This window comes from Micromonospora sp. NPDC049645, assembly GCF_040675155.1.
Lineage (GTDB): Bacteria > Actinomycetota > Actinomycetes > Mycobacteriales > Micromonosporaceae > Micromonospora.
In genome coordinates this window covers 90,251-115,464 of sequence record NZ_JBFAOI010000012.1, presented here as the reverse complement: position 1 = coordinate 115,464, position 25,214 = coordinate 90,251, and the positions used below count along the sequence as shown (strand labels likewise).

Below are 25,214 nucleotides of genomic sequence, written 5' to 3'. Positions count from 1 at the left end.
GGGAGTGGCGTCGGGCCGGGGGCCGGCCGTTGGTGGCAGGCTGACGGGATGGATGAGACCCCGCTGCTGATCGTGGATGGCGCCAACGTGGTGGGCTCCCGCCCGAACGGGTGGTGGCGCGACCGGGCCGGGGCCGCGGCGCGGTTGCGCGACTCGCTCGCCCCGGTGGCGACAGTCGGGTTGCCGGCCCGGCTGACCGCCCCGGTGGAGGTGGTCCTGGTGGTCGAGGGGGCGGCGCGCGACGTGCCGGGCACCGAGGGCGTACGGGTGGTCTCCGCCGCCGGGTCCGGCGACGACACGGTGGTCGAGCTGGTGCAGGGGGCACCGCGGCGTCGCCGGCTGGTGGTCACCGCCGACCGGGAGTTGCGCGGGCGGGTGACCGCGCTGGGCGCCGAGGTGTACGGGCCGCGTTGGCTCCGCGACGACCCGACCAGCAACTGAGAAAATCTCGCACTGGGACTCCCACAGATCGGACTCCCGGCACTTCCGAGGGCCTACCGGACAGGCGGGCAGGAACACCGACAGGGCGGATGTTCTTTCGCGACCGGCGATAGGCTCTAATGGAGATCTCCCCGCCCCCAGGAGGTTCCGCCGTGGCGAGCGTCGCCGAGTTGAAGGCTGCCATCGATGTCGCCCTCCAACAGATCGGGGACGGGCAGACAGCCGTGCAGGCGGCCGGCGAGAAACTGTCCGAGGCACAGCAGACCCTGGCCGGGGCACTGGAGGGCAGCGGGCACGAGACCGTGGAGGCGGCCCAGGCGTCGCTGACCCAGGCCAGTCAGGAGCTGGAGGACTGCCTCGCCGCGACACTCGTCGCGGTGGAGCAGGCGCAGCTCTACGTCTCCACCCTGTAGGCCGCCATGTCGATCATCGAGGACGTCGGCGGGCAGGTCCGCGCCGCCACCGAGGAGTTTCCGGTGGCCCTGCTCGGGCAGGCGCTGGAGAAGTTCGGCCTGGCCGCGGAGCGGCTGCGCTGGGTCCGACAGGAGTCGGCCAACCCGATGGGGGTGCCCGAGCTGTCGGCCGCCACCGAGCACGCCGAGAGCGCCGGCTACGCGCTGCGGGTGGCGCAGGAGCAGCTGTCGGCGTACCTGAGCGCGATCGGGCTCGGCGCGGACGGCGCCCCGGCGCCCCGGCCCGAGCAACGCGCTCCCCGACACGACACGCCACCGGCGGCCGGGCCCACCGAGGTCGCGCCGGAGCCGGCCGAGCAGGTGCGGATGCGCCGCTGGTGGGCGGTGCGGGTGGCCGAGCTGACCGGCGGGCGCGAGGGCGCCGACGACGAACCCGACGAGCGGGTGGACGACTCCCAGGAGCTGCTGCGCCGAGTGGTGGGTGGGGTCCGCTCCGGCGACCGGGACCGGCTCCGCACGGAGCTGCGAAGGGCCCCGGCCGACGTGGGCCTGGGCATGGCGGCGCTGACGCCCCCGCTGCTGCGCGAGCTCGCCGCTGAGCTGCTGGGGCACCCGCCGCGCGCCACCGACCTCGGGCGGCTGCGTGGTGAGTTGGACGGGCGCGTCCGCGACCTGCTGCCCGGGCTGCCACCGCCGGTGCTGGAGACGCTGCTGACCCGGGTGTGCCGGATGCCGCCGCCGCGTGCCTCCGGGGAGCCACCGCACGCCGCCGACTCCGCGGTGACCGCCGGTGTGGCGACCGGCTTGCTGCTCGCCCGGCTCGGCCGGGACCTGCCCGCGACCCCACCAGCGGGTGCCGACAGGCCGGCGGGCTCTGGCCAACCGACCAGGACGGACCAACCCACCGACACGAGCCGTCCGACGGGCACGGGTCAGCCGTCGGCGGGACGGGCGGCCGGTGTGGGGGCACGTCCGGGTGGTGTCGCGGGGCAGCGCTCCGGTGGGCTGCCGCCGCGCTCGGGCAGCCCCTGGCGGGACGCGCCCACGCGTCGGGGCTCCGATGGCTGACCGGCGCGGTCAGCTGGCCAACCGGGTCCGGGACACCCTCGCCGAGGCGTTGGGCGCCACCCGTACCCGGCTGTCCGCCGCCCAGGCCGAGCTGACCGCCGGGCGGGAACGCCTGTCCCGGGTCCAACGCGCGGCGGCGGCCGTGCCGGAGCGGGTGGGCGCCCAACGGGACCGCCGCATCGCCGAGATCGACGCCCGCTACTCCACCCGGATCGCGGAGTTGGCCCGGCGGGCCGCCGACGCGGCCCGGCAGGAGGCGCCCGGCTGCGCGGGGGCCGACTGGGCGGGGTGGGCGCCGACGCCCGCCCGACGCGCCGAGCCGCCCGGCGCGCTGCGGGTCGGCACGGTCCGGATCGACGGCGTCGACCCGGTGCCCGCGCTGGTGCCGCTGCTCGACGCCGGGCACGTCCACCTCTCCGGGGACGACCGCGCCGGCTGCGACGCGGTGGTGTCCGCGTTGCTGCTGCGGGCCGTCGGCCGCGCCGACCCCGGGGCGGTACGACTGATCGGGTACGACCCGGACCAGCTCGGCGGTGGCCTGGCCGGGTTCGCCCCGCTGGGCACGGCGGGGCTGCTCACCTTCGTCGGCCCCGGCGGGTTGGGTCCGCTGCTCGACGATCTGGTGGAGCAGATCCGCCGGATCAACGAGACGGTCCTCGCCGGCGAGTACGCGTCGCTGCGCGAACTGGCGGCGGCGACCGGCCGACGACCCGAGCCGTGGCGGGTGGCGGTGCTGCTCGGCGGTGAGGAGCTGAACCGGCACGAGCGCGGGCAACTGGACCGGGTGGTGCGCGCCGGCGCGGCCTGCGGCGTACACCTGGTGGTGCACGGGGTGCCGCTGCCGGAGGACCCGACGGTGACCCGGGTGGTGGCCGGGGTGTCCGGCGCGCGGATCGGCGGATCGGCCGGGCTGCCAGTCCGGCTGGACCCACCGCCACCGGCGACGCTGGTCACCGAGACCTGCCGCGACGTCGCGGCCCGGGTCAACGCGGGCCCACCGCCGACCCCCTTCACCGACCTGCTGCCCCCGCCGGAGCTGATGTGGCGGGAGGACTCCGCCGACGGGCTGACCGCGCCGATCGGTGAGGGCCCGCACGGCCGGCCGGTGCGGCTGACGCTTGGCGACTATCCGCCGCACGCGCTGATCGGCGGGCCGTCCGGCACCGGCAAGACCAACCTGATCTTCGCGTGGATCGGCGCCCTGGCGGCCCGCTACTCCCCCGCCGAGCTGGAGTTCTACCTGCTGGACTTCAAGGAGGGGGTCTCCTTCGCGCGGTTCGCGCAGGGTCGGCGCGACCCGAGCTGGCTGCCGCACATGCGCCTGGTCGGCATCAACGTCAACACCGACCGGGAGTTCGGGTTGGCGCTGCTGCGCTTCCTCGCCGAGGAGCTACGCCGACGCGCCGACGCGGCCAAGAAGCACGAGGTGACCAAGCTGGCCGAGCTGCGGGCGGTCGACCCGACCGGGCACTGGCCACGGATCGTCGCGGTGGTGGACGAGTTCCAGATGCTGCTGGCCGGCCGGGACGTGGTCGCCCGGGAGGCGGCCGACCTACTGGAGGACCTGGCCCGGCGCGGTCGGTCCCAGGGCATCCACCTGGTCCTCGCCTCGCAGGACGTGCGGGGCATCGAGGCGTTGTGGGGCCGCCCGGCGCTCGTCGCCCAGTTCACCCTGCGCATCGCGTTGCCCAAGGCGCTGCGCATCCTCGCCGAGCGCAACGACGCCGCGCAGTCGCTGCCGCGCTGGCACGCGGTGATCAACGCCGAGTCGGGCATGGTGGAGGGCAACGAGGTCGCCCGCATCCCGTCGGCCAGCGACTGGGAGACGTGGAGCGGATTGCAGCACCGGCTGTGGCGGATGCGCGCCCCCGACGCGGCACCCGCCCGGCTCTTCGACGGCGACGCGATCCCCCGGCTGGCGGACGCCCCGGATTTCCGGGCGCTCGCCGCGCCACCGGACGGGACCGCTCCCCGCAACCCGGTGGCCCTGCTCGGCGAGATCATCGACGTGCAGTCCCGCTCGGCGGCGCTGCGGCTGCCCCGCGCCCCGGGCCGTAACCTCGCGGTGCTGGGCACCCGGGTGGACGAGGCGTGCGCGGTGCTGGACGCGGCGGCCCGGTCGCTGGCCCGTCAGCACCCGCCGGGCACCGCCCGATTCTCCATCGCCTGCCTCGACCCGGACGCCGACCCGATCGCCCGCGCCCTCTACGACGACCTGGCCGACGACGCCGCCTGGTACGACGAGGAGACCGTCGGCGAGCTGATGGCAGAGACGGCCGACGGGCTCAGCGGCCCGGGGACCCCGCACTATCTGCTGCTGTTCGCGGTCGACGCGGCAGCGGGCGCGCTGGCCGCCCGCACGGGACGGCGGACCGGCCTGGAGCAGCTGCGCCGGATCCTGCACGACGGGCCGGAACGACGCACGCACGTGCTGGCCTGGTGGCGGGGTGTCGCCCGGATGCGCGCCGACCTTGGCGGTCCGGCCGCCCGCACCGACCAGATCGGCGCCTGGGTGGCCCTGGACGCGCACGGCGGCGAGCTGGGTTCCTCGCTCTACCCGGGCACCGGCGGCCCGGACTGGTATCCCCGCCCCTGGCGGGGGCTCTTCTTCGACCGGGCGGTCCACCGCACCGGACAGGTGATCATTCCGTATGGACCGTCGCGATGAACGAACCGGTGACCAGCGAGACGTACGCGGCGCAGCTGCGGCGGCTGGCCGACCTGACCGCGCGGGTGCGCGAGCAACGCGCCGAGGCGCACACCTGGTACGAGCGGCAGTGCGCTGCCGCCGAACGGGCCGTCGCCGACGCGACCGAGCAGCTCCGAAGCGCCGAGGAGGAGCTCGTCGCCGCCCGTGAGCAGCAGGAACGGGTCGACGCCGAGGTGAACCACCTGTGGCAGCAGGTCCGCTCGCGCCTCGGCGCCCGCCGCCTCGGTGGCCCGCCCGCCCCGGCGAACGGCAGCGGGGCCACCGACCCCGTGCCCTTGCTCGCCAGGGCCCGCGACCTGCTCGACCGGGCCGGGCAGCCGGGCGAACTGCCGGGCTCGGTCAACCCGCTGCTGGCGCTCTGCGGGGTCGCCGGCGGTGTGCTGGCGTACGCGCTGGGCGCCGGTGCCCGTGCGCTCGGCGTCGGGTACGGCGGCGACCTGGCGGTCGGACTGCCGGTGTTGGCGCTGGTGGTGACACTGCTCGGGCCGCTGGTCGGGCTGGTGCCGGCCCGGGTGCTGGCCGACCGCCGGCACGCGGTGCTCGGCCCCCGACCGATCACGGTGGTGATCGGCGCGGGTCTGCTGACCACCGTGCTGCTCCTGGTGCTCGGCCGCTGACCCCGCGCGCGGTCCCGCCGGCGCGGGGCCCTCCCGCCGGGCGTGATCGACTCGGCTTCCTGGAAACCGCGCTGTCCCTGCCTCCCGGACACCGCGACTTCCTGAAACGCGAGTCGATCGCCCGGCGGGTCTCAGGCCGGGACGAGCACGGCCTCGCGGAGCAGCCGGCGGGCCAGGGTGACCCGGTCCGCGTCGTCGGGCAGGCCGGGCAGGTCACCGACCCGGGTGACGGTGCCGGTGAGCAGGGCGCGGGCCGCCGGCTCGCAGCTCGCCGGCAGGGTGATGGTGCGATCGAAGAGCCGCACCGCCACCGTCTGCGGATCGTGCGGCACCAGCTGCCAGCGCAGACCCGGCCGCAGGGTGACCCGGGAGTCGGCGTTCAGGGTGGCCAGCGCGTCGGCCTGGGCCAGTGGTCGGATCGGCGCCGGGCGTGCGGCCCGCCAGGCGCGCTGGCGCAGGCGCGCGGCGACCGCGCCCGGGTCGGCGCGCAGCAGCCAGTCCCGCAGAGCCTCCACGGTCTCGGTCAGCTCCGGCTCGATCGCGTCCGGGTCGGCGACGTCGGTGCCGAACGGCAGGCTGGCCCGCAGCCGCTGGTCCTCCGCGGCCAGCGCCAACAACTCCTCGACCAGGGCGTAGCGGGTGAGCGCGCGGACGCCCACGGTCAGGTGCAGCGAGCTGGCGTCCTGCGCCTGCGCGCTGTGCAGCCACCCCCGGGGCAGGTAGAGGGCGTCGCCGGGAGCGAGCACCACGTCCAGCGCGGCCGGCCCCTGCGCGGTGGCCCCGACCTCGTCGGCGCGTCCGCCCCACGGCTGCTTCTCCAGCGGGTCGGGCAGCACCGGCGGGTGGATCCGCCAGTGCTTGCGGCCGTCGACCTGAAGCACGAACACGTCGTGGGTGTCGTAGTGGGTGGCGAAACCCTGACTGCCGGCCGGGGTGAGGTACGCGTTGATCTGCAGTGGCTGGTTGAGCGCAAGGCCCAGGTCCCTGGCGAAGTCGACGAGCGGCGGCCAGATCCGGTGCAGACCCTGCAACACCAGGGTGGCGCCGGAGGCGTACTGCTCCAGGACCCGCTCGTCGAGCACCTGGTCGCCGATCTCGGCGCCCGCGCCGCCGCCGCCGGTCCAGCGCGCCGCCGCGACCAGTTGGCCGTCCTTGGCGACGCGCAGAAACGGGGTACGCAGACCGCGCCGGCTCAGCAGCTCGTCGGCGTCGGCGGGGCTGAACAGGTCGGTGAAGCCAGCCGGGTCGGGCAGTTCGGCCGCGCGGGACAGCAGCGGCGTGTGGCCCCAGTGCGCCGCGGCGAACTTGGCCGGTTCGACCGAGACGCAGCGGGCCAGCGCCGCGGCGGCGTCCGGGGACGGAACCGCCGGGCGGTGGTGGCCGCCCGGCGGGTCGAGGTACGTCATGGCGTGCCGCTACCGGGCGCTGCCGTCGGCGCCACCGTCCTGCTGGCCCGGGGTGGCGCCACCGTCGGCGGGGCCCTCCGCGCCGCCGTCGGCACCACCGTCGTGCTGGCCCGGGGTGGCGCCACCGTCGGCGGGGCCCTCCGCGCCGCCGTCGGCACCACCGTCGTGCTGGCCCGGGGTGGCACCGCCGTCGGCGGGGCCCTCCGCGCCGCCGTCGGCACCACCGTCGTGCTGACCGGGGGTCGCGCCGCCGTCGGCCGGGCCCTCCGCGCCGCCGCCCCCGGTGGTCTGCATGTCGTCATCGTTGAGTGCCATCGGTACTCCCTCGGGTGTGCCGCCCCGCCGTAGCGCCGGGGTCCGTCATGCTGCGGGTGGTACCCCACGCGCGATCTTCTCTAACCCTCACCGTAGACGCCGAACCGGGGCGACACGGGCAGTTCGCGAGCGGCGGCGGAGAGTGCCAGGATGGGGCGGTGATCCTGGTGGGCACGTCCGGCTGGCAGTACCGGGACTGGCGCGGACGCTTCTACCCGCAGCGGTTGCCGCAGCGACTCTGGCTGGAGCACTTCGCCGCCGGGTTCGCCACGGTGGAGGTGAACAACGCCTTCTACCGGCTGCCCGAGCGGGACACCTTCGCCGCCTGGCGGGCACGGACCCCGGCGGATTTCTGCGTGGCGGTGAAGATGAGCCGCTACCTCACCCACATCAAGCGGCTCCGGGATCCGGCCGAGCCGGTGGCCCGGTTCCTCGGTCGCGCCACCGCGCTCGGTGACCGGCTGGGTCCGGTGCTGCTGCAACTACCACCGAACCTGCGGGCGGACGTCGAGGCGCTCGACGCGACGTTGCGCCTGTTTCCGGCCGAGGTGCGGGTCGCGGTCGAGCCCCGGCACCCCTCCTGGTGGACCGACGCCACCCGGGCGGTGCTGGAGCGGCGTCGGGCGGCGCTGGTCTGGGCGGACCGGCTGGGTCGGCCGGTCGCCCCACGCTGGCGCACCACCGACTTCGGGTACCTGCGGCTGCACGAGGGTCGGGCGCGGCCGTGGCCGCACTACGGGCGTGCCGCGTTGCGGTCCTGGGTGAGCCGGCTGACCGACGCCTTCGGCGCGGGCGAGCCGGCGTACGTCTATTTCAACAACGACCCGGGTGGCGCCGCGATCGTGGACGCCGTGGCGTTCGCCGCGTTGGCCCGCCGGGCCGGGCATCCGGTGTCGCGGGTGCCGAGCGCCGCCGAGGCGGACGCCTCCGACGACTGAGCCCGCCCGACGACTGAGCCCGCCCGACGGTGGTCGGGCGGGCTCACGGTGTCACACCGTCACGGCATCATCACGGCGAGGTCCTTGGGCATGGTGTCCTTCACGTCCTGCCACTCACCCTGGGTGACATGGCGGCGCAGCGTGTCCAGCACCACCTGCGTCACCCGCTCCGCGCCACCCTCCGCGTCGTACGGGAAGCCCTGCCGCACCTCGTAGAGGAAGTCGTCGCGGTTGAGCTTGATCGGCACGTCGGACGGCACCCAGCCGTCGAAGTAGATTCCCCGGACCAGCACCGGCAGCTGCTGGGCGAACTCCACGCTCTCGTCCACCGGCAGCCGGTCGCGCAGCAGGTGCAGCACCGTGCGCAGGGCCGCGTACGACTGGTTGCGTCGCTCCTTCGGCCAGCCGTAGGCGTTCTCGATGTCCTTGAGAATGAGGTTCGTCTTGTCCAGCGAGGACTCGAACGCTGAGATCATCGCGTCAGCCATCGGTCGACCCCCGTTCCGTGGTGTCCCACCGTCGGTCGTCGGCGCGGCGCGGCGGCCCCACCGGGCCACGGCGGGCCCGCACCGGGCTGCCCTGCGGGGCGCGCCGGGCGTTGTCGGCCGTGCCGACCACGTGCAGGACGGCACCGCGCCGTCGATCCGTCACCAGTCGAACCGTCATCCCCGTCACCTCCGTGTCGTCTCCGGTGTCGGCCGGCCGCGGACGGCCGTACCCACCGCGTCCACCCTGCTCCCGGGTCGGGTGAGGCGGCCTCACCCCGATCGGGTGAGGTCAGTCGACGTTGAGGAGATCCGCGAGGGTCGCGGCGTTGGTCTGCGCGTAGTCGCGGTAGCAATTGTTCATGAGCACGTGGGTCTGCCCGGCCTCGTCGGCCAGCTCGCGCAGCTTCGGCGCCCAGTCGGCCAGCTCCCGCTTGGAGTAGTGGTAGCCGAACTTCTCGTGAATGTCCTTGCTGGTCCACTTGTCGCTGTGACCGTGGAAGCGCATGACCGCGAGGTCCGCGGTGGCGGCCAGCACCGGGGGCAGCGACGAGCGGTGGCCCTGCGGCATGTCCACGCAGACGTACGGCAGCTGGTGCTCGCGCAGGAAGGTCAGGGTCTCCTCGGCGTTGTCGCCGTCGAACCAGGAGGCATGCCGGAACTCGAACACCGGACGCAGCGGCGCGCAGCGCTTCGCCACCTCCAGCAGGTACTGCTTGTTGGCCCGCTTGATGGTGAACCAGGGCGGGAACTGGAACAGCAGCGCGCCCAGCTTGCCCGCCTCCACCAGCGGGTCCAGCGCGGACAGGAAGCGCGTCCACACCTCCTCGTACGACTGCGCGGGCAGGTCGTCGGGGTAGACGTTCTTCTTGTCGGTCTCCGGGCGCAGGTCCTTGTAGATGGCGCTCACCCGGGTGGGGTGCCCGGTCAGCAGGCTGAACGCCTTGATGTTGAAGGTGAAGCCGGCCGGGGTGCGCTCGGCCCACAGCCGCGCGGTCGCCTCGGCCGGCGGCGAGTAGTAGGTCGCGTCCACTTCGACCAGCGGAAACTTCCGGGCGTAGTAGGCCAGCCGCTTCTCCGGGGTGTCGGCGGTCTGCGGATACCACCCCGAGTCCAGCAGGGTGCGGTCGGTCCAGGACGCGGTGCCCACCAGGATGTCACCCATGGCTGAAGTCCATCGCGTCGCGGACCGACCGGCAACCGCTGGTCTCGCTCAGGCCGCCCGCCGCTCGCGGGTCTGCTTGCACGCCACGCAGGTGGTGGCGGACGGGAAGATTTCCAGCCGCTCCACCGGAATCGCCGCCGCGCAGCCCTCGCACCAGCCGTAGGTGCCCTCCTCCAGCCGGCCGAGGGCGTGCTCGTACTGGCCACGGCGGTCGAGGATGGTGCGCAACAGGGACTGGGCGGTGTCCCGCTCGGCCGTCTTGGTGCCACTGTCGGCCTGGTCGTCGCCGGCGGTGTCGCCGACCTCCACCAGACGCAGCACCTGGCTCTGGAGCACGGCCTGGTTGTACTCCTCGGTCAGCTCGTCGTAGCGCGCCTGGAGGGACTGCCGGATCTGATCGATCTCCGTCTGGGACCGGGTCGCACCGACCGTGTCGTGGACGAGCATCGCTGCCTGCCTTTCCTGGGCCTGTGGCTCAAGGTGAACCGGGCGCCGGCGGCGCGGAGCCCCGGTCACGGTCGCGTTCGGTACGCGGGCGATCACCCGCGCTCTGTGAGCCGGGCGAGTACCCGCCGGATCGGCCGCGCAAACCGACAAATTCTCGGTGCTCGTCAGTCGTCCCCGCCGGGCTCCACGAGCGCGGGCCGGCGGGGGTCGTCGGCCCGTACCACCACGTCGGCGAAGCTCGCCGGGACGACCTCCTCGGCGTACCGGTCGAAGGCCGGCAGCGCCCAGTACTGGGCCGGTTCGGTGCGTCGGCGCAACGCCGCCGGGGACAGCTCCAGGTGGACGGTGACGTCGAAGGGCAGACCGCCGCCGAGCAGCAGCGAACCGCTGACCAACACGACGCCACCGGGTGCCAGGTCGACGTAGTGGGCGCGGCTGGCCCGGTCGGCGTCGGCGTCCCACAGCGACGGGAGGAGCCGGCCGGTACCACCCGGGCCGGCCGGATCGAGCACCTCGCGGCGCAGTCCGGCCTCGTCGACCCAGCCCTCGTAGAAGGAGCCCGGGTTGGTACGCCCCAACTCGAAGCGCAGCGACGCGGGGCGGAGGAAGTCGGTGGCGCGGACGTGCAGCACCGGGTGACCCTGGGCGCGCAGGGGGTCGACAAGCGCGGCGGCCAGCTCGTCCGCCCTGGCGGCGGGGGCGCCGTCGACCGCCACCCGCAGCCGCGCGGGCCCGGCGGCGGCGGTCGCGGCGCGGGTCGCCGCGTCGGCCAGCCGGCCGGTCAGCTCGGTGACGAGCAGGTCGGGCGAGATGGGGCGGATGCGCACCGGACCATCCTGCCCCGGCCGCGGGTGGTCGGTGACGCCGGTCAGCCGGTGCGGTCGATGGTGACCCGGGCGTCGTCGGCCAGCCGGTAGCCCACGCCGTAGACGGTGGTGACCAGCGGGACGTCCACGCCGACCTTGCCGCGCAGCCGGCGCACGTGCACGTCGACGGTACGCACGCCGGCGTGCTCGTAGCCCCAGACGGCGTTGAGCAGTTGCAGCCGGGTGAACACCCGGCGCGGGTGGGCGACCAGGTGCAGCAGCAGGTCGAACTCCAGCCGGGTCAGCGGCAGCGGCTCCTCGTCGCGCAGCACCGAGCGCGACGAGGCGAGGATGTGCAGGGCGGGAATCGTCGAGCTGAGCGGGCGGGCCGACGCCCGGCCGGCGGGCGCCTGGTCGGGCCGGCGTTCGGCCGGGACCGACCCGATGATCACGCCCTCGCCCCGTTCCAGCATTTCCCGGGCGGCCTCCAGCAGCCGACGTGCCGCCGGGGTCAGCGACTCCTCACAGGCCAGTGGGATGGACAGCGTCACGGTGAGCACGGGCGCGGCGGTGTTCGCCGGGCGACGCTGACCGCCAGGAGGTCGACCGGGCACCGCGGGTTGGGACGTATGCCATCCGGCGCGCGACGAGGCGGGGCTGACCGACATGGTCCTCCTTGGGCTGGTCCGGGTATCTCCCCACGGCCCGGGACGCCGCTTCATCGATGCTTCCCGGCGCCTGGGCGAGGGTCAAGAGGCGGCTACGTTGCATGAATGTGACAATTGACGAACACATCGGAGCCGGATGCTCGCTCTGCGTACGAGGCCTGATGATTACAGCAGAGTCGCCGAGATGCCCCGTTACGGGGGTCCCCGACCGGTTCACCAGGCTGGTCACCTCACCGCCGGACCGGCGTTCAGCTGCTGTGATCCACGCTGATCGGGGCATCGTCGGCCAGCCGGTAACCGACCCCGTAGACCGTGGTGACCACCTCCGAGCCGGTCAGCTTGGCGCGCAGCCGGCGCACGTGCACGTCCACCGTCCGGGCCACCGCGTGCTCGTAGCCCCAGACGCTGGAGAGCAGTTGCAGGCGTGTGAAGACCCGGCGGGGCCGCTCGGCGAGGAACAGCAGCAGCTCGTACTCGATGCGGGTCAGCGGGATGACCTGGCCGCCGTGGCGGACCACCCGCGAGCCGGCCAGGATGCGGATGTGGCCCGCCTCGGCGGACGGCCCTGCGGTGGCGGGGCGCACGGCCGGCAGCGGCGCCGGCGCCCCGTCCTGCGCGGCACGCAGTTGACCCTCGCCCGATTCGGCCAGCTCGCCGAGCAACTGCACCAACCGGGCCAGCCGGGGGCTCAGCGGCCCCGGGGTGAGGTCGAGGGTGATGGTCAGGGTCGGACCGGTGCGCGGTCGGGCCGGGCGCACCCCCGGGTGGCGGCGCGTGGGGATGGCGACGACGGACATGGTGCCTCCTGAGTGGCGGTACGCCCGCCACGCCGGGTGTGGCGTGACGGTCAGTGGCGCGCCCACCCGGCGTTGACCGGGGACGCGAGGGGCGAGGAACGGTGCAGGGGGGTCGGGCCGAGCGCCGGCAGGCCGGCGATCCGCCAGGCCGCGAACCCACCGATCACGTCGGTGGCCCGGTGCAGGCCGAGGTCCTGCAGCGCGGCGGCGGCCAGCGACGAGGTGTAGCCCTCCTGGCAGAGGATCATCACCGGTACGTCGTAGTCGACGGCCTGCGGCAGCCGGGCCGGGCAGCGGGGGTCGAAGCGCCACTCCAGCACGTTGCGCTCGACGGTGAGCGAGCCCGGCACCACGCCGTGCGCGGCTCGTTGCGCGGCCGGGCGGATGTCGACCAGCAGCGCTCCGGCCCGGTACGCCAGGTGCGCCCGCTCCGGGTCCAGTCGGTGCAGTCGGTCCCGCGCGGCGGTCAGGATCTCGTCGATGCCCCGGGAGCCCGGCGGCGGCACGGGGGCGGGACACTGCGCGGCGGTTGTCGGCATTCTCGGTTCCTTCCGGGTGACAGGGGATCTCGGTTCCGCGCGGGCTACCAGGACCGGCCGGCCTCGGCGACCTCGGCGACCCGCAGCCGCCCGTCCAGCAGGTGGTAGCGGGTCATCCGCAGCAGCGCCGGCCGGTAGACGTGCACACTGACCGCCGGCTCCGCGCCCCGGTTGGTCACCTGGTGCACGTGGCGGGGGCCGAAGCGGCGACCCGCGCCGGCGGGAAGCAGTCGGGGGCGCAGTCGGCCGGCGGCGACCGTCTGCTCGGTGAGCACGCCAGCGACCACCCGGAACGCCCCGGAGGAGCCACCGTGATCGTGCAGGTCGGTGCCCTGTCCCGGCAGCCAGCTCAGCGCCCACACCTCGTGCTCGTCGTTGGCGGCGAGGCGGGCGTACCAGCGCTCCGTGGGGTCGAAGCGCAACGTGACCGGCCAGCCGGCCGGATCGGCCCAGCCGGCGGCGACGGTGAGCAGGTCGGGCTCCGGACGGTGGTGCGTCATGGCGGTTCCTCGCGGGTCGTTCGGCGGGGTGCTCCCGTACTCTAGACGGCAAAGCCTATAGGTTTAGTAGGTAATTCCGTCTGTTGGGACGCGAGTTCGGCCGCGCCGGTCGATCAACGCAGCACCGGCGGGTCCGCCCGATAGCCCGGCAGCGACGGCCAGCGCACGGTCAACACCACCGAGGCGCGCTCGGCGAACCAGGAGTGGTCCACCCCACGGGCCCACACCACGTAGTCGCCGGGCGCGGCCAGCCGTACCGTCCGGTCCGGCAGCTCCACCCGGAAACACCCCTCGACGAGTACGAGCAGAGTGGTCCGCACCTCGCCGGTCGCCCACCTGGACCGGGCCTGCCCGGGCGGATGCACGCCCCACTTCACCTCGACGTCGGTGCTGTGCCGGATCTCCCCCGGCGGCGCGAAGTGACCGAGCAGCCAACCCGCGTTGGTGGCGCCGTCGACGCCCGCGTTGCCCACGTACACCGTCTCACCCATCGGACCCTCCCCCAGCGCGCCGGCCGAGCAACCTATCAGGGCCGGTGCGACTAACCTGGTTCGGTGACCGAGGACCTTGACGCCGAGACGTTGGCGTTCGCGCACCGGATGTTCGACCTGGCCCGAGCCGGCTCCACCGAGGAGCTGGCCGCACAGCTCGACGCCGGCCTACCGGTCAACCTCACCAACGACAAGGGCGACACGCTGCTCATCCTGGCCGCGTACCACGCCCACCCGGACACGGTGGCCGCCCTGCTCAGTCGCGGCGCCGACCACTCCCGGGCCAACGACCGGGGTCAGACCGCGTTGGCCGCCGCGGTCTTTCGCAGCAGCACCGAAGCGGTCCGCGCGCTGCTCGCCGCCGGCGCGGACCCGGCACACGGCAACCCGTCGGCCATCGAGACCGCGCTCTTCTTCGACCTGCCCGAGATGACCGCGCTGCTGCGCGTCGGCTGACACCGGTACGGCCGGCCGGTATACAGGGTCGATGGAAGATCCTCTGCCGGAGCAGATGCGGGCCGCGAGCACGGCCCTGCTGGCGGCCCTCGACCCCGCCGCCCGCGAAAGCGCCGTGCGCCCGTTCGACGACGAGTCGGCGCGACGCTGGTTGGAATACCGGCCCCGGCCCCGACCGGGCGTCTGCCTCGCCGAGCTCGACGTCGCCGGCCGCAAGGCCGCACATCGGCTGCTGGCCACCGCGCTCAGCCCCTCGGCGTACGCGCAGGCGATGGCGATCATCTCGCTGGAGGAGGTGCTGGACCGGGCCGAGGGTTGGCAGCGCGGGCGGCACAGCGCCGACTACTGGGTGGCCGTGTTCGGCGACCCGGCGCGCGACGACCGCTGGGCGTGGCGGCTCGAAGGACACCACCTCTCGGTCAACATGACCGTGGTGGACGACCAGGTCTCCCCCGCGCCGATCTTCTTCGGCGCGAACCCGGCCGCGGTCCGCTACGCCGGCCGCCCGGTCTCCCGCCCACTCGGCGTGGAGGAGGACCTGGCCCGGGCCCTGCTCGACGCGCTGGGGCCGGCTGAGCGGGCCGCCGCGATCATCGCCGACGAGGCGCCGGCGGACATCATCAGCGCCACCCGTGCACGGGTCGACGCGCCGCTGGAACCGCTCGGGGTGCCGGCGGAGAGGCTGGGACCCACCGGCCGCGCGCTGCTCGACCAGGTGGTCGCGCTCTACCTCGACCGGCTACCGCCCGAGCTGGCCATCCGGGAGGCGGCACGGCTGGACGCCGGCCCGCTGCACTTCGCCTGGGCCGGCCCGACCGTCCCCGGGCAGCGGCACTACTACCGGGTGCAGGGCGACGACCTGCTGATCGAGTACGACAACACCAGCGCGGACGGCAACCACGCGCACACCGTGCTGCGCCGCCCCGCCAGCGACTTCGGCGCCGACGTCCTAGCAACCCACCACCAATCCCACCCCCACTAACCCCCACCCCCACCCCCGTCCCGTCCCACCCCCACCCTCACTCCGTCGATCTTGCAGTTTCGGTGGTCGAATCGCCCGGGTGGACGGCTTTTGTCGGTGCAGAAAGTGCAAGATCGACGCGTGCGGGGCGGGGGCGGGGCGCGGGCGGGGCGGGGGGGCGGGGTTAGGGGTGGCCTAGGTCCAGGCCGTGCTCCTCTAGGGCGGCCTGGAGGATTCCGAGCGCCTTCGGGCCCATGCCGTGCAGCTTGGCCAGGTCCGCTCGGGGGACGCCGGCGAGCTGCCGCAGCGTGGTGTAGCCGGCGTCGTGCAGGGCCCGGGTCGCGGGCGCGCCGATCTTCGGAAGAGCGTCCAGGATGGAGGTCACCGGTGGAGGGTAGACCGACCAGCCGCACTGATGCCCGACCGCCGCGCACGGGCCGGCCGGGCGGCTCGCGCGTCCAGCAGGCCGGGCTCGCGCGTCGAGCAGACCGGCTCGCGCGTCCAGCAGACCGGCTCGCGCGTCCAGCAGACCGGCTCGCGCGTCGAGCAAGCCGGCGGGCAGGTCGAGCAAGCCGGCTCGCAGGTCGAGCAAGCCGGCGGGCAGGTCGAGCAAGCCGGCTCGCAGGTCGAGCAAGCCGGCTCGCAGGTCGAGCAAGCCGGCTCGCAGGTCGAGCAAGCCGGCTCGCAGGTCGAGCAGGCCGGGGGGCAGGTCGAGATCAGGGGCTGGCGATCTCGCCGGTGGAGCTGGCGAGCGCGTCCAGGCCGCCGGCCTCGGCGCGGCCGGAGTCGAACTGGCGCATCAGCCGGGCGCCCAGGTGCACGCCGACCCCGCCGACGGCGAGCGCGACCAGCTCGGTGACCAGCATCGCGACCGACGCGCCGCGCTCCGGGGAGTGGGAGCGAACCAGGCAGGTGAGCAGGAACATGGCGGCCATCACCGCGTTCACCAGGTTGAAGGCGACGGCGGTGCGGCGGGTACGGTCGCCGGGTACGTCCCACAGGTCGACCATGCCGGCCACGGCGGTCAGCGCGGCGGCGACGAGAGCGGCGACGCCCGTCCAGTAACCGACCTCGCCGAGGAACACGGGCCCGCCGACGACGTCGGCGAGGTCGAAGACGGTGGCACTGACGAAGAGCCCGAGCGGGAACGTCACCAGCATCGGTTGGATCGGATGCCCCTGCACCCGCAGCCGGCTCTGCATCGGTCCTCCCCCAGATCGGCGCAGCTCACCCGACCAGAGTGCTACCCGAGGCCGGTCGAAGCGAAACGATGCCGCCCGACTCGCCGCTGACCGGACGAACGGACACCACAGGGCCTTGATCAGCTCGCGTTTCAGGAAACCGGGTCCATCCAACGGCCGGGACACCCCGACGTCTGGACCGATCCACTCGGGTTTCAGGAAACCGCGCCATCCCGCAAGCCCCGACAACCCGCCTTCAGGAAACGCGAGTCGATCACCGCGCCCGAGTGCGGGCGCGCGCGCCCGAATGCGCCGCGCGGACAGGCCGCCGCATGGACAGGGCCGGTCAGTTGTCGCGTTGGCGGGAGACCGTACGGACCAGACGCTCGGCCACCTCGCGCAGCGGGATGTCCAGCGACGACGCGGCGGTACGCAGCACGTCGAGGGCTTCGGCCGGCGGGCACCCGCGCTGCGTCATGATCACGCCGACGGCCTGGCCCACCACGCCGTCGTGCAGCAGCGAGGCGTCCCGCTCGTCGGCGAGGGTGAGCTGCCGGCCACGGTCGCGGACGGCGGCGAGCAGCAGGCCGGCGTGTTCGGCGAGCAGCATGGCGGTCAGTTGGTGCTGCGGGGTCAACAGGTCCGGGGCGGCGGCGTAGAGGTTGATCGCGCCGATCACCTGGTCGTCGATGTCCACCGGCGCGGAGATCACCCCGCGTACGCCGAGGTCACGGGCGCGTGTCGTCCAGGCCGGCCAGCGGGGTTCACCGGCCAGGTCGGCGGCGAGGATCATCTCGCGGCGCTGGATCGCGCTCATCGCCGGCGAGTCCGGCCCGTGGCGCAGGTCGTCGAGCCCGGCCAGCCGCTCGTCGGAGGCGGCCACCCCGGCCGGTTCGCCGGCCCGCAGGGCGGTGAAACCGCACCAGCGCACCCCGGCCACCGCGTCCCGGGTGACCCGGACCAGCGCCAGCAGCGCCTCATCAAAGTCGGTCAGGGCGATCAGGCCGGCGGTCAGCTCCCGTAACAGCGCGGCTGTTTCCAGGACGCCGAGGGTGTGCACCGCCGGTTCCCGCGTGTCGAGGTTCACCGGTTCGCAGCCTCCGTGCACTCCCACGCCTGCCCGACGGGCACCGTCACCTGTGTCATCGTCTGCTCTCTCCCGACTCGACCGACCAGCCCTACTACCCTGGGAAACACGGGTCGAAACGGCGTAAATCGGGGCCCCTTCCGCACCCGGAGGCGCGAGCGGGGCCCCGACGATCCACGTCAGCGCGAAGCGCCGCTGAGCCGCCGCCCGATCGACGCGATCAGGCGGTCGAGCTCGGACCCGAACGGATTGTCGTGCACCAGGTACGTCCAGGTGGCGGTGGGCCGGACCAGGGTGCCGTCGTCGGGCTGCCAGTCCTCATCGAATTCGGTCTCGTTGAAGGTGGCGATGGTGCGGGCCTCGATCTCCGGGATCAGGTCGTTGAACGCCGGCACCGCGGCCCGGTGGAACTCGTCCAGCGGGTCCAGCCGGCCCAGCGCGCGCAGGTGCACGCCCTCGCGGACCTCCGACAACTCGGCCAGGTGCTCCGCCCAGAGCCGGTCCAGGTGGTAGAGCGCGATCGACCGGGCGGCACGGGCGAGCAGGTCCTCGTCCATCTCGCCGGCCTTCTCCGGCTCCTTCTCCAGCAGCATCACCGCGGCCACGTCGCTGGTCAGCAGGCGCTCCCGGCGCGCGGCGAGCGCCTTGCGCTGCTGCTCGATCACCACGCTGTAGCGCCAGGTGTTGCGGTGGATCTCGTGGTTGACGCCCTCAGCGACCCGCTGAGCGTGCTCCACCGCGTAGTCCACCTGCTCGTCGGTGACCAGGCCGTCGGCGTTCATCCGCGGCGACGCCGGCACCGAGTCGGCGGCGTGCCGGACGACCAGGTCGTCCTCCAGGCTGACGAAGAAGACCGAACCGCCCGGGTCGCCCTGCCGGCCGGCCCGACCGCGCAGCTGGTCGTCCACGCGGCGGCTGTCGTGCCGGCCGCTGCCGATCACGTAGAGCCCGCCCAGCTCGGCCACCCGCTCCTGGTCGCTCTGGTCGCTGCCGCCGAGGCGGATGTCGACGCCCCGGCCGGCCATCTGGGTGGAGACGGTCACCGCGCCGTACGCGCCGGCCTCGGCGATGATCGCCGCCTCCTCGTCGTCGTTCTTGGCGTTCAGCACGACGCAGGGCACCCCGGCGGCGTTCAGCCCGGCGGCCAGCCCTTCGGACTCCTTGACGTCGAGGGTGCCGACCAGCACCGGCCGCCCCTTGGCGTGCCAGCGCTGGATCTCGTCGATCAGCGCCTCGTCCTTCTCGGCCCGGGTGGCGTAGATGCGGTCCGGCTCGTCCTCGCGGATGCACGGCGTGTTCGGCGGGATCACCGCGACCTCGAGGCCGAAGAACTCCCGCAGCTGGTCGCCGACCAGCACCGCGGTCGCGGTCATTCCGCAGACCTTCGGGTATAGCGCGATGTACGCCTGCATGGCGATGGTGCCGAGCACCTCGCCCTCGGCGGTGGCGTCGAGACCCTCCTTGGCCTCGACCGCGGCCTGCAGACCGTCCGGCCAGCGGCGGCGCTGGGCCACCCGGCCGCGCATCTCGTCGACCAGCTCGACCGAGCCGTCCCGGACGATGTAGTCCACGTCACGGTGCAACAGGGCGTGCGCGTGCAGTGCCACGTTGACCGCGGAGAGCTGCGCGACGTGCTCCTCGTCGTACAGGTCGATGCCGAGCTTGGCCTCGATGGCGGCCAGGCCGGCGGAGGTGAACGCCACGCTCCGCCCGTCCTCGGCGACCGTGTAGTGCTTGCCCTTGCGCAGGCCACGGACCAGCGCGGCGGCGGCGTGCACCGGGTCCTGCTCGCCCGGCACCGCGCCGGCCAGGACCATCGGCACCCGCGCCTCGTCGATCATGATCGAGTCGGCCTCGTCGACGATCGCGGTGGTCAACGCGGGCTGCACCCGGTCTTCCACGTCGGTGACCAGCTGGTCGCGCAGGTAGTCGAAGCCCGCCTCGCTGACCGAGACGTAGGTGACGTCGCAGGCGTACGCGTCGCGCCGCTCCTGCGGGGTGGAAGCCTCGTTGACCCAGCCGACGGTGAGGCCGAGCAGGGTGTAGACCGGCTCCATCCACTGGGCGTCCCGGCGGGCCAGGTAGTCGTTGATGGTGAGCACGTGCACCGGCCCGTTGCCGAGCCGGACGTGCCCGTACGCGGCGATGGTGGCGGTCAGTGTCTTGCCCTCGCCGGTGGCCATTTCGGCGACCTTGCCGGAGAGCAGCGACATCGCGCCGAGCAGCTGCACGTCGTACGGCCGCTGGTCGAGGCCGCGACGGGCGGCCTCGCGGCCGACGGCGCAGATCTCCTCGTAACCGACGGCGGCGCCCGCGGCCTCGGTCAGCTCGGCGTCGTCGAGCGCGGCGAGGTCAGCCTCGCGCGCCTCGATCGCGGGGAGCAGCTTCTCCAGCGGAGCAAGATCCACGGTCGAGCCGGGGCGCTGGAGGAACCGCCGGAACTTGCTCTTGAACCGTTGCGACACACCCATGAGCGGCAACGGTACGCGATTCCGGCCGCCGCGCGCGGCCCGGTGGCCCGCCAAGTTGGCCGCGCGGCGGCGGAGTTCACCCGACCAGCAGTTGGTGGCTGGCGAGCTCCCGGTAGAGCGGGTCGGTGGCGGTCAGCTCGGCGTGGGTGCCCACGGCCACCACCCGACCGCCGTCGAGGACGACGATCTGGTCGGCGTCGACCACGGTGGCGAGCCGGTGCGCCACGATCAACAGGGTCCGGCGGATGGCCACGGCGTCGATGGCGCGGCGCAGCGCGGCCTCGTTGCGGGAGTCGAGGTTGCTGGTCGGCTCGTCGAGCAGCAGCACCGGCGGGCCGGCGAGCAGCGCGCGGGCGATGGCCAGCCGCTGCCGTTCACCCCCGGAGAGCAGGACACCGCCCTCCCCCACCTGCACGTCGAGGCCCTGCGGGGTGCGCTGCGCCAGATGGGCCAGGTTGACCTCGTCGAGGACCTCGCGCAGCCGGTCGTCGGTGGCGTCCGGGGTGGTGATCAGCAGGTTCTCCCGCAGCGTGCCGGCCAGCACCGGCGCCTCCTGCTCGACGTAGCCGAGCCGGGCCCGCAGCGCGTCGCGGGGCAGGTCCCGCACGTCGTGGCCGTCGAGTCGGACCGCGCCGGCGCTCACCTCGTAGAAGCGCTCGACCAGGGCCAGCAGGGTGGACTTGCCGGCGCCGGAGGGGCCGACCAGGGCGGTCCGGGTGCCGGCGGGCACCGTGAAGCTGACCTCGTGCAGCACCGGCTCGCCACCCGGGTAGCCGAACGCCACCCGGTCGAACTCGATCATCGGGGTCGGGTGGCGCGGGGTCGCCGTCGCGGCGGCGGGCGCCGGCCGGTCGTCCGCGCCCTCCGCGGGCACCGCGAGGATCTCCTCGATCCGCTGGAGGGCGCCCAGACCGGACTGCAACTGGGTGTACGCCCGCAGCACCTGCCCCAGCGGCAGCGCCAGCAGGAACAGGTACATGACGAACGCGACCAGGTCGCCCACGGAGATCGCCCCGGCGGCGACCCGCGCCCCACCAATGCCGAGCACCAGCAGGAAAGCACCCTGCACGGTGACCGAGCCGATCGGTCCGACCAGAGCCTGCACCCGGGCCACCCGCAGCCCCGCCGCGTACGCCTCCCGGGCGCTGCCGGTGACGGCCTCCGTCTCCCGGGTCTCGGCGCGGCTGGCCCGGATGGTCCGGGCCGCCGAGATGGCCCGCTCCACCGCCGAGGTCATCTCGCCGATCCGCTCCTGGGCGGATCGGGCCAGCGCACGCACGCGGCGGGCGAAGGTGGCGGCGAAGCCCAGCCCCAGCGCCACCCCGAGCAGGGTGACGCCGAACAGCAGCGGGTCGAGCAGCACCATGGCCGTGCCGGCGCCGACCACCGTCACCGCCCCGGTGACCGTCTCGAAGAGCCCGGAGGTGACGACCGCGCGCAGCAGCGTGGTGTCCGAGCCGACCCGGGAGAGCAGGTCGCCGGTGCGCCGCCGGTCGTACTCGGCGATGGGCAGCCGCAGCAGGTGCCCGGCCAGCCGTCGCCGGGTGCCCAGCACCAGCCCTTCGGCGGTGCGTTGCAGGAGATAGTCGCGCAGCCCGCCGATCGCCGCGCCGAGCACCACGAGGGCCACCAGCACCGCCACCAGCTGGGACACGCCCTGCTCGGCGCCGATCCGGTCGAGCACCGACCGGGTGAGCAGTGGCTGCGCCAGCGACGCCGCCGCGCCGGCCAGCGACAGCGCGCCCACCACGACCAGGGTGCCGCGGTGCTCCCGCAGGTACGGCAGCAGCGCGGCGAGCCCGACCGGCCGCCCGTTCGGGGTGCCGGGGGCGGCCGGCCGGTCCTGCACAGTGCTCATGCCGGGAACGGTAGCCCGCCTCGTCACCCCGGCGAGTGCGCTCGGCCGGTCCGGCAGGTCCCGGCTCCGGCGACGCAGGGTCAGCCGGCGAGCACCACCTGAAGCTCCTGTCGGCGTCGCTCGGCCAGGTCGGTGAGCAGGGTGGGCGCCTCGTCGAACGGCACCACCGCCGAGACGAGGTGCTTGCGGATCGCGTCCCCGTACGTCCGGAGCAGGTCGACGGTCTCGGCGGAGAGCCGTTCGCGGTCCCAGCTGGGTGCGAGCCCGCGCGGCACCCGGCCGATCTGCGCGCAGCGCAGCGACAGCCCGTTGTGGTGGAACTCCTCACCGAGGCGGACCGCGTCCGCGCCGCCCTGGTAGAAGGCGAGGTCGATGACGGTGCCCTGGGGCCGCAGCAGCCGCAGGGCGAGGTGCAACGCCCACGCCTGCCCCCGGCACTGGAAGACCACGTCGGCGCCCCGGTCGCCGGCGGTGTGCGCCCAGCGGGTCTTGAGCACGACCGCCGGGTCGTCCGCGTCGGGGTCGAGGGTTTCCAGGCCGAGCGCCTCGGCGACCTGCCGGCGCTGCGGGGTGGGATCGAGCACCACCACCGACGCGGCGCCGTTGCGGCGGGCGAACAACGCCGTCAGCAGCGCCACCACACCGGCGCCGACGACGGCGACGCGTCGGCCGCGTATCCCGTCGCCGAGTGCCCGGACGTCGGCGCCGTGCAGGTCGGCGGCGGCGTGCAGCAGACCGTTGGCGCAGATCGGGCCCATGTGCGCGACGTAGACGCCGAGCAGCGGGTCCAGGTCGTCGGGCAGCGCCACGAACCGTTCGGCGAGCGGGTCGGCGAGCCAGCCGGTGCGGTGCCCGTACGTCATCGCGCCGACCGTGCCCACGGCGACCGCCGGGGTTTCGCTCTCCACCACCCGGCCCACCTGCATGTAGCCGAGCCGGGTCACCGGGTACGGCGTGCTGGCCGGGCCCGGTTGGAACAGCCCCAGGTCGGCGTTCCAGGTGACGTTGAGGTAGGGGTTCGTGCCCTTGACGTAGCTCAGCTCGGTGCCGGCGGAGACACCGCTGAACAGCGTCTCGACCCGGAACGTGCCGGGGCGCAGCGGCGCGGCGTCCTGCTGCACCAGGTCGACCCGGCCGGGGCCGGTGACCACCACCACCTTGTCACGCATCGACGGTCACCCCGGTGTCGAGCATCGTCGGCGCGGTCGCGGCGGCGAGCCGCACGGTCGTTCCGGTCCGGGCCGAGTCGGCCACCGCGAGGGCCAGGCGCTGGGTCGCGAGGGCCTCGGCGTACGGGACGCGCACGTCGTCGCCGACGCCCCGGACGGCGTCGACGAACGCCCGGTCCACCGCCACCCGGGCGGCCTCCGGGTCGGCGGGGACGTGTCGTTCGCCGTCGGCGTCGCGGATCGACAGCCCGTCCTCGGTGATCGTGAGGGCCAGCCCGTCGGCGAGGATCTCCAGGCCGGCGCGGTGCTTCCAGCCCAGGACGCAGGCGGCGCTGAGCGTGCCCACCGCGCCGTCGGCGAAGCGCAGCGCGGCGGTGGTCACCGAGTCGATGTCGGCGCCGTCGACCGGCGGCGGCGTGCCGTTGCCGTACGCGGTGACCTCGGTGACCTCGCCGGCCAGCACCCGGATCAGGTCGAGCACGTGGGCGGCCTGCTCGACCACCGGGCCGCCGGAGCGGTCCCGCCGCGACCACCACGCCACCGGCGGCACCTTGTCCAGCCAGGCGCCGCTGACCATCCGGACCGGACGGTCGGCGAGCAGGTCGCGGGCCTGGTCGAGCACGCTCAGGTAACGCCAGTGGTGGCCGACGGCGGTGCGCAGCCCGCGCCGGGCGACCAGGGCGGCGATCCGCTCGGCGGTGCCCAGGTCGACCGCGACCGGCTTCTCCACGAACATCGGCAGCCCGGCCTCGATGACCGCCTCCTCGGCGGGGCCGTGTGCGAATGGCGGCACGCAGACGTACACGGCGTCCGGGCCGGTGGCCAGCAGCTCGGTGACGTCGGCGCAGACCCGCCCGCCGTGTCGGTCGGCCAGCGTGGACGCCGCCTCCGGCGCCACGTCGGTGACGCCGACCAGCTCCACGTCGTCGAACCCGGTCAGCACCCGCGCGTGCCGCTGTGCCACGCCACCGGCGCCCACCAGACCCACCCGGCATTTCCGCATCCCGACACCCCTTCGAAGACGTTTCATGTGCGGTGGGAGCAGTCCCCTGGGGTGTGCGCAATCAAACGTTCATCCCCCGGGAACCCGTTGACGTCGCCTCTGTGATCAAGCTGTTGCCAAGAAGGCGGTTAGCGCGTGATGCGGAATGGGAACAACCAATTTCGGTTTTTCCACGCACGAACGGAGGGGTGCCCGTGCGGGATACGACATCGAGCGTGTCACCGGTGGTGGAGGCGTGGGCCACGTACCGGACGACGTCGGCGGCCGACTGGCCGATTCGTCGGCTGTTGCGTGCCAAGGGTGAGACCCGGGTCAGCGTGGTGCTGCCGGCGCGCAACGAGGAGGCCACCGTCGGCGCGATCGTGTCGACGATCCGGGAGCACCTGATGGATCGGGTCGCCCTGGTCGACGAGCTGATCGTGGTGGATTCGCGGTCGACGGACCGTACCGCGCAGGTGGCCCGTGCCGCCGGCGCGGAGGTGGTCAGTCAGGACGCGATGACCCGGGGGTTGCCCCGGCTCACCGGCAAGGGCGACGCGCTCTGGGCCGGGCTGGCCGCCGCCGAGGGGGACGTGGTGGCGTTCATCGACGCCGACCTGCGGGAGTTCCGGCCGCACTTCGTCAGCGGGCTGCTCGGCCCGCTGCTGACCGACCCGTCGGTCGACTTCGTGAAGGGCTTCTACCACCGGCCCCTGGTGGGCACCGCAAGCGTGGAGCAGGACGGCGGGGGCCGGGTCACCGAGTTGATGGCCCGACCGCTGCTCAACCTCTTCTGGCCGGAGTTGGCCGGGTTTGTGCAGCCCCTCGCCGGCGAGTACGCGGGCCGCCGGGACGTGCTGGCCCAGGTGCCGTTCGTCTCCGGGTACGGGGTGGAGACGGCCATGATGATCGATCTGCTCGACCTGGTCGGCCTGGACGCGCTGGCGCAGGTCGACCTCGGTGAGCGCAAGCACCGGCACCAGGACACCGCGGCTCTCGGCCGGATGTCCGCGCAGATCATGTTGACGGCCTGGTCCCGGCTCCAGCGGCGTGGCTGGGCGACCCCCGGGTTCGCGCCGGAGGCGTTGCTGACCCAGTTCCGTCGCGGTGGTTCGGACACCCTGCCCAACCTGGACCGCGAGATCGTGGTCAGCGACGTGTCCATCGAGGAGCGCCCGCCGTTGGCCGAGCTGCGCCACCGGGTGCCCCGCCGGCGGGTGGCCGCCGCGTGAGCGCCCTCACC

At 74.1% G+C, this 25,214-nt stretch carries 28 protein-coding genes; 9 read left to right on the top strand and 19 right to left on the bottom strand.

From position 1 onward, the window contains the following. Nucleotides 1-48 precede the first annotated feature (48 nt). From AB0J33_RS24455 to AB0J33_RS24435, 5 genes are all read left to right on the top strand, one after another. Nucleotides 49-441, top strand: a complete 393-nt coding sequence (locus AB0J33_RS24455; RefSeq protein WP_363616332.1) for a hypothetical protein — start codon at nt 49-51, stop codon at nt 439-441. Between the two features lie 152 nt (nt 442-593). After that, the gene (locus tag AB0J33_RS24450) at nt 594-854 is read left to right on the top strand and encodes a hypothetical protein (protein WP_030490934.1); all 261 of its coding nucleotides are present in this window, start codon (nt 594-596) and stop codon (nt 852-854) included. A 6-nt stretch (nt 855-860) separates the two neighbouring features. Next, a complete protein-coding gene (locus tag AB0J33_RS24445; protein WP_363616331.1) occupies nt 861-1,922 on the top strand; it encodes a hypothetical protein in 1,062 nt (353 codons plus the stop codon). After that, a complete protein-coding gene (locus AB0J33_RS24440; RefSeq protein WP_363616330.1) occupies nt 1,915-4,590 on the top strand; it encodes an FtsK/SpoIIIE domain-containing protein in 2,676 nt (891 codons plus the stop codon). The genes AB0J33_RS24445 and AB0J33_RS24440 overlap by 8 nt, the downstream gene beginning before the upstream one ends. Further along, nucleotides 4,587-5,249: a hypothetical protein gene (locus AB0J33_RS24435; protein WP_363616329.1), complete on the top strand. Its 663-nt coding sequence runs from the start codon at nt 4,587-4,589 to the stop codon at nt 5,247-5,249. Before AB0J33_RS24440 ends, AB0J33_RS24435 begins: the two co-directional genes overlap by 4 nt. A gap of 131 nt (nt 5,250-5,380) precedes the next feature. Here the strand turns inward: AB0J33_RS24435 and AB0J33_RS24430 are convergent, their stop codons facing one another. Together AB0J33_RS24430 and AB0J33_RS24425 are read right to left on the bottom strand one after the other, a co-directional pair. Further along, the gene (locus AB0J33_RS24430; RefSeq protein ID WP_363616328.1) at nt 5,381-6,655 is read right to left on the bottom strand and encodes a cupin domain-containing protein; all 1,275 of its coding nucleotides are present in this window, start codon (nt 6,653-6,655) and stop codon (nt 5,381-5,383) included. Between the two features lie 9 nt (nt 6,656-6,664). Next, entirely contained in the window at nt 6,665-6,970 is a 306-nt protein-coding gene (locus AB0J33_RS24425) for a hypothetical protein (RefSeq protein WP_238672152.1), read from the bottom strand. Nucleotides 6,971-7,128: 158 nt separating this feature from the next. Here AB0J33_RS24425 and AB0J33_RS24420 point away from each other — a divergent pair, with 158 nt between their 5' ends. Beyond that, complete coding sequence (locus AB0J33_RS24420; protein ID WP_363616327.1) at nt 7,129-7,908, top strand: DUF72 domain-containing protein; 780 nt, start codon at nt 7,129-7,131, stop codon at nt 7,906-7,908. A 59-nt stretch (nt 7,909-7,967) separates the two neighbouring features. Here the strand turns inward: AB0J33_RS24420 and AB0J33_RS24415 are convergent, their stop codons facing one another. From AB0J33_RS24415 to AB0J33_RS24370, 10 genes are all read right to left on the bottom strand, one after another. Then, nucleotides 7,968-8,396 (bottom strand): DUF2267 domain-containing protein, encoded by a 429-nt coding sequence (locus AB0J33_RS24415; protein WP_363616326.1) that lies wholly within the window; start codon nt 8,394-8,396, stop codon nt 7,968-7,970. Further along, nucleotides 8,389-8,574, bottom strand: a complete 186-nt coding sequence (locus AB0J33_RS24410) for a hypothetical protein (protein WP_112587444.1) — start codon at nt 8,572-8,574, stop codon at nt 8,389-8,391. Before AB0J33_RS24410 ends, AB0J33_RS24415 begins: the two co-directional genes overlap by 8 nt. 111 nt (nt 8,575-8,685) lie before the next feature. After that, nucleotides 8,686-9,558, bottom strand: coding sequence for a DUF72 domain-containing protein (locus tag AB0J33_RS24405; protein ID WP_363616325.1), 873 nt, complete (start codon nt 9,556-9,558; stop codon nt 8,686-8,688). A 48-nt stretch (nt 9,559-9,606) separates the two neighbouring features. Next, nucleotides 9,607-10,005, bottom strand: coding sequence for a TraR/DksA C4-type zinc finger protein (locus AB0J33_RS24400; RefSeq protein WP_363616324.1), 399 nt, complete (start codon nt 10,003-10,005; stop codon nt 9,607-9,609). A gap of 164 nt (nt 10,006-10,169) precedes the next feature. After that, the gene (locus AB0J33_RS24395) at nt 10,170-10,832 is read right to left on the bottom strand and encodes a uridine kinase (protein ID WP_363616323.1); all 663 of its coding nucleotides are present in this window, start codon (nt 10,830-10,832) and stop codon (nt 10,170-10,172) included. Between the two features lie 41 nt (nt 10,833-10,873). After that, nucleotides 10,874-11,479 carry a winged helix-turn-helix domain-containing protein gene (locus AB0J33_RS24390; RefSeq protein WP_363616322.1) on the bottom strand — a complete coding sequence of 202 codons (606 nt, stop codon included), beginning with the start codon at nt 11,477-11,479 and terminating at the stop codon, nt 10,874-10,876. A 248-nt stretch (nt 11,480-11,727) separates the two neighbouring features. After that, nucleotides 11,728-12,276, bottom strand: a complete 549-nt coding sequence (locus tag AB0J33_RS24385; RefSeq protein ID WP_363616321.1) for a winged helix-turn-helix domain-containing protein — start codon at nt 12,274-12,276, stop codon at nt 11,728-11,730. A gap of 50 nt (nt 12,277-12,326) precedes the next feature. Further along, the gene (locus AB0J33_RS24380; RefSeq protein WP_363616320.1) at nt 12,327-12,815 is read right to left on the bottom strand and encodes a rhodanese-like domain-containing protein; all 489 of its coding nucleotides are present in this window, start codon (nt 12,813-12,815) and stop codon (nt 12,327-12,329) included. A 44-nt stretch (nt 12,816-12,859) separates the two neighbouring features. Next, nucleotides 12,860-13,315 (bottom strand): cysteine dioxygenase family protein, encoded by a 456-nt coding sequence (locus tag AB0J33_RS24375; RefSeq protein WP_363616319.1) that lies wholly within the window; start codon nt 13,313-13,315, stop codon nt 12,860-12,862. 113 nt (nt 13,316-13,428) lie between these two features. After that, the gene (locus tag AB0J33_RS24370; RefSeq protein ID WP_030490949.1) at nt 13,429-13,806 is read right to left on the bottom strand and encodes a signal peptidase I; all 378 of its coding nucleotides are present in this window, start codon (nt 13,804-13,806) and stop codon (nt 13,429-13,431) included. A 63-nt stretch (nt 13,807-13,869) separates the two neighbouring features. Between AB0J33_RS24370 and AB0J33_RS24365 the strand changes: the two genes are divergently transcribed. Together AB0J33_RS24365 and AB0J33_RS24360 are read left to right on the top strand one after the other, a co-directional pair. Further along, nucleotides 13,870-14,262, top strand: a complete 393-nt coding sequence (locus AB0J33_RS24365; RefSeq protein ID WP_363616318.1) for an ankyrin repeat domain-containing protein — start codon at nt 13,870-13,872, stop codon at nt 14,260-14,262. Between the two features lie 31 nt (nt 14,263-14,293). Then, nucleotides 14,294-15,244: a DUF3500 domain-containing protein gene (locus tag AB0J33_RS24360; protein ID WP_363616317.1), complete on the top strand. Its 951-nt coding sequence runs from the start codon at nt 14,294-14,296 to the stop codon at nt 15,242-15,244. Nucleotides 15,245-15,407: 163 nt separating this feature from the next. Here the strand turns inward: AB0J33_RS24360 and AB0J33_RS24355 are convergent, their stop codons facing one another. The 7 genes from AB0J33_RS24355 to AB0J33_RS24325 all read right to left on the bottom strand — a co-directional run bounded on the left by AB0J33_RS24355 (nt 15,408) and on the right by AB0J33_RS24325 (nt 23,992). After that, nucleotides 15,408-15,899: a hypothetical protein gene (locus AB0J33_RS24355; RefSeq protein WP_363616316.1), complete on the bottom strand. Its 492-nt coding sequence runs from the start codon at nt 15,897-15,899 to the stop codon at nt 15,408-15,410. A gap of 40 nt (nt 15,900-15,939) precedes the next feature. Further along, a complete protein-coding gene (locus AB0J33_RS24350) occupies nt 15,940-16,425 on the bottom strand; it encodes a DUF2231 domain-containing protein (RefSeq protein WP_363616315.1) in 486 nt (161 codons plus the stop codon). Nucleotides 16,426-16,750: 325 nt separating this feature from the next. After that, a complete protein-coding gene (locus AB0J33_RS24345) occupies nt 16,751-17,491 on the bottom strand; it encodes a GAF and ANTAR domain-containing protein (RefSeq protein WP_363616314.1) in 741 nt (246 codons plus the stop codon). A gap of 179 nt (nt 17,492-17,670) precedes the next feature. After that, nucleotides 17,671-19,962, bottom strand: coding sequence for an accessory Sec system translocase SecA2 (gene secA2, locus AB0J33_RS24340; protein ID WP_363616313.1), 2,292 nt, complete (start codon nt 19,960-19,962; stop codon nt 17,671-17,673). Nucleotides 19,963-20,038: 76 nt separating this feature from the next. Then, nucleotides 20,039-21,820, bottom strand: coding sequence for an ABC transporter ATP-binding protein (locus tag AB0J33_RS24335; RefSeq protein WP_363616312.1), 1,782 nt, complete (start codon nt 21,818-21,820; stop codon nt 20,039-20,041). An 80-nt stretch (nt 21,821-21,900) separates the two neighbouring features. Next, a complete protein-coding gene (locus tag AB0J33_RS24330; RefSeq protein WP_363616311.1) occupies nt 21,901-22,989 on the bottom strand; it encodes a zinc-binding alcohol dehydrogenase in 1,089 nt (362 codons plus the stop codon). Further along, a complete protein-coding gene (locus AB0J33_RS24325) occupies nt 22,982-23,992 on the bottom strand; it encodes a Gfo/Idh/MocA family oxidoreductase (RefSeq protein ID WP_363616310.1) in 1,011 nt (336 codons plus the stop codon). The genes AB0J33_RS24330 and AB0J33_RS24325 overlap by 8 nt, the downstream gene beginning before the upstream one ends. Before the next feature lie 227 nt (nt 23,993-24,219). Between AB0J33_RS24325 and AB0J33_RS24320 the strand changes: the two genes are divergently transcribed. Then, nucleotides 24,220-25,203: a glucosyl-3-phosphoglycerate synthase gene (locus tag AB0J33_RS24320; RefSeq protein WP_363616388.1), complete on the top strand. Its 984-nt coding sequence runs from the start codon at nt 24,220-24,222 to the stop codon at nt 25,201-25,203. Nucleotides 25,204-25,214: the final 11 nt, after the last annotated feature.

Coding starts and splice junctions, on each gene's coding strand:
- AB0J33_RS24455 (WP_363616332.1), top strand. CDS start 49: ATGGATGAGACCCCGCTGCTGATCGTGGATGGCGCCAACGTGGTGGGC.
- AB0J33_RS24445 (WP_363616331.1), top strand. CDS start 861: ATGTCGATCATCGAGGACGTCGGCGGGCAGGTCCGCGCCGCCACCGAG.
- AB0J33_RS24440 (WP_363616330.1), top strand. CDS start 1,915: ATGGCTGACCGGCGCGGTCAGCTGGCCAACCGGGTCCGGGACACCCTC.
- AB0J33_RS24435 (WP_363616329.1), top strand. CDS start 4,587: ATGAACGAACCGGTGACCAGCGAGACGTACGCGGCGCAGCTGCGGCGG.
- AB0J33_RS24430 (WP_363616328.1), bottom strand. CDS start 6,655: ATGACGTACCTCGACCCGCCGGGCGGCCACCACCGCCCGGCGGTTCCG.
- AB0J33_RS24425 (WP_238672152.1), bottom strand. CDS start 6,970: ATGGCACTCAACGATGACGACATGCAGACCACCGGGGGCGGCGGCGCG.
- AB0J33_RS24415 (WP_363616326.1), bottom strand. CDS start 8,396: ATGGCTGACGCGATGATCTCAGCGTTCGAGTCCTCGCTGGACAAGACG.
- AB0J33_RS24410 (WP_112587444.1), bottom strand. CDS start 8,574: ATGACGGTTCGACTGGTGACGGATCGACGGCGCGGTGCCGTCCTGCAC.
- AB0J33_RS24405 (WP_363616325.1), bottom strand. CDS start 9,558: ATGGGTGACATCCTGGTGGGCACCGCGTCCTGGACCGACCGCACCCTG.
- AB0J33_RS24400 (WP_363616324.1), bottom strand. CDS start 10,005: ATGCTCGTCCACGACACGGTCGGTGCGACCCGGTCCCAGACGGAGATC.
- AB0J33_RS24390 (WP_363616322.1), bottom strand. CDS start 11,479: ATGTCGGTCAGCCCCGCCTCGTCGCGCGCCGGATGGCATACGTCCCAA.
- AB0J33_RS24385 (WP_363616321.1), bottom strand. CDS start 12,276: ATGTCCGTCGTCGCCATCCCCACGCGCCGCCACCCGGGGGTGCGCCCG.
- AB0J33_RS24380 (WP_363616320.1), bottom strand. CDS start 12,815: ATGCCGACAACCGCCGCGCAGTGTCCCGCCCCCGTGCCGCCGCCGGGC.
- AB0J33_RS24375 (WP_363616319.1), bottom strand. CDS start 13,315: ATGACGCACCACCGTCCGGAGCCCGACCTGCTCACCGTCGCCGCCGGC.
- AB0J33_RS24370 (WP_030490949.1), bottom strand. CDS start 13,806: ATGGGTGAGACGGTGTACGTGGGCAACGCGGGCGTCGACGGCGCCACC.
- AB0J33_RS24360 (WP_363616317.1), top strand. CDS start 14,294: ATGGAAGATCCTCTGCCGGAGCAGATGCGGGCCGCGAGCACGGCCCTG.
- AB0J33_RS24350 (WP_363616315.1), bottom strand. CDS start 16,425: ATGCAGAGCCGGCTGCGGGTGCAGGGGCATCCGATCCAACCGATGCTG.
- secA2 (WP_363616313.1), bottom strand. CDS start 19,962: ATGGGTGTGTCGCAACGGTTCAAGAGCAAGTTCCGGCGGTTCCTCCAG.
- AB0J33_RS24335 (WP_363616312.1), bottom strand. CDS start 21,820: ATGAGCACTGTGCAGGACCGGCCGGCCGCCCCCGGCACCCCGAACGGG.
- AB0J33_RS24330 (WP_363616311.1), bottom strand. CDS start 22,989: ATGCGTGACAAGGTGGTGGTGGTCACCGGCCCCGGCCGGGTCGACCTG.
- AB0J33_RS24325 (WP_363616310.1), bottom strand. CDS start 23,992: ATGCGGAAATGCCGGGTGGGTCTGGTGGGCGCCGGTGGCGTGGCACAG.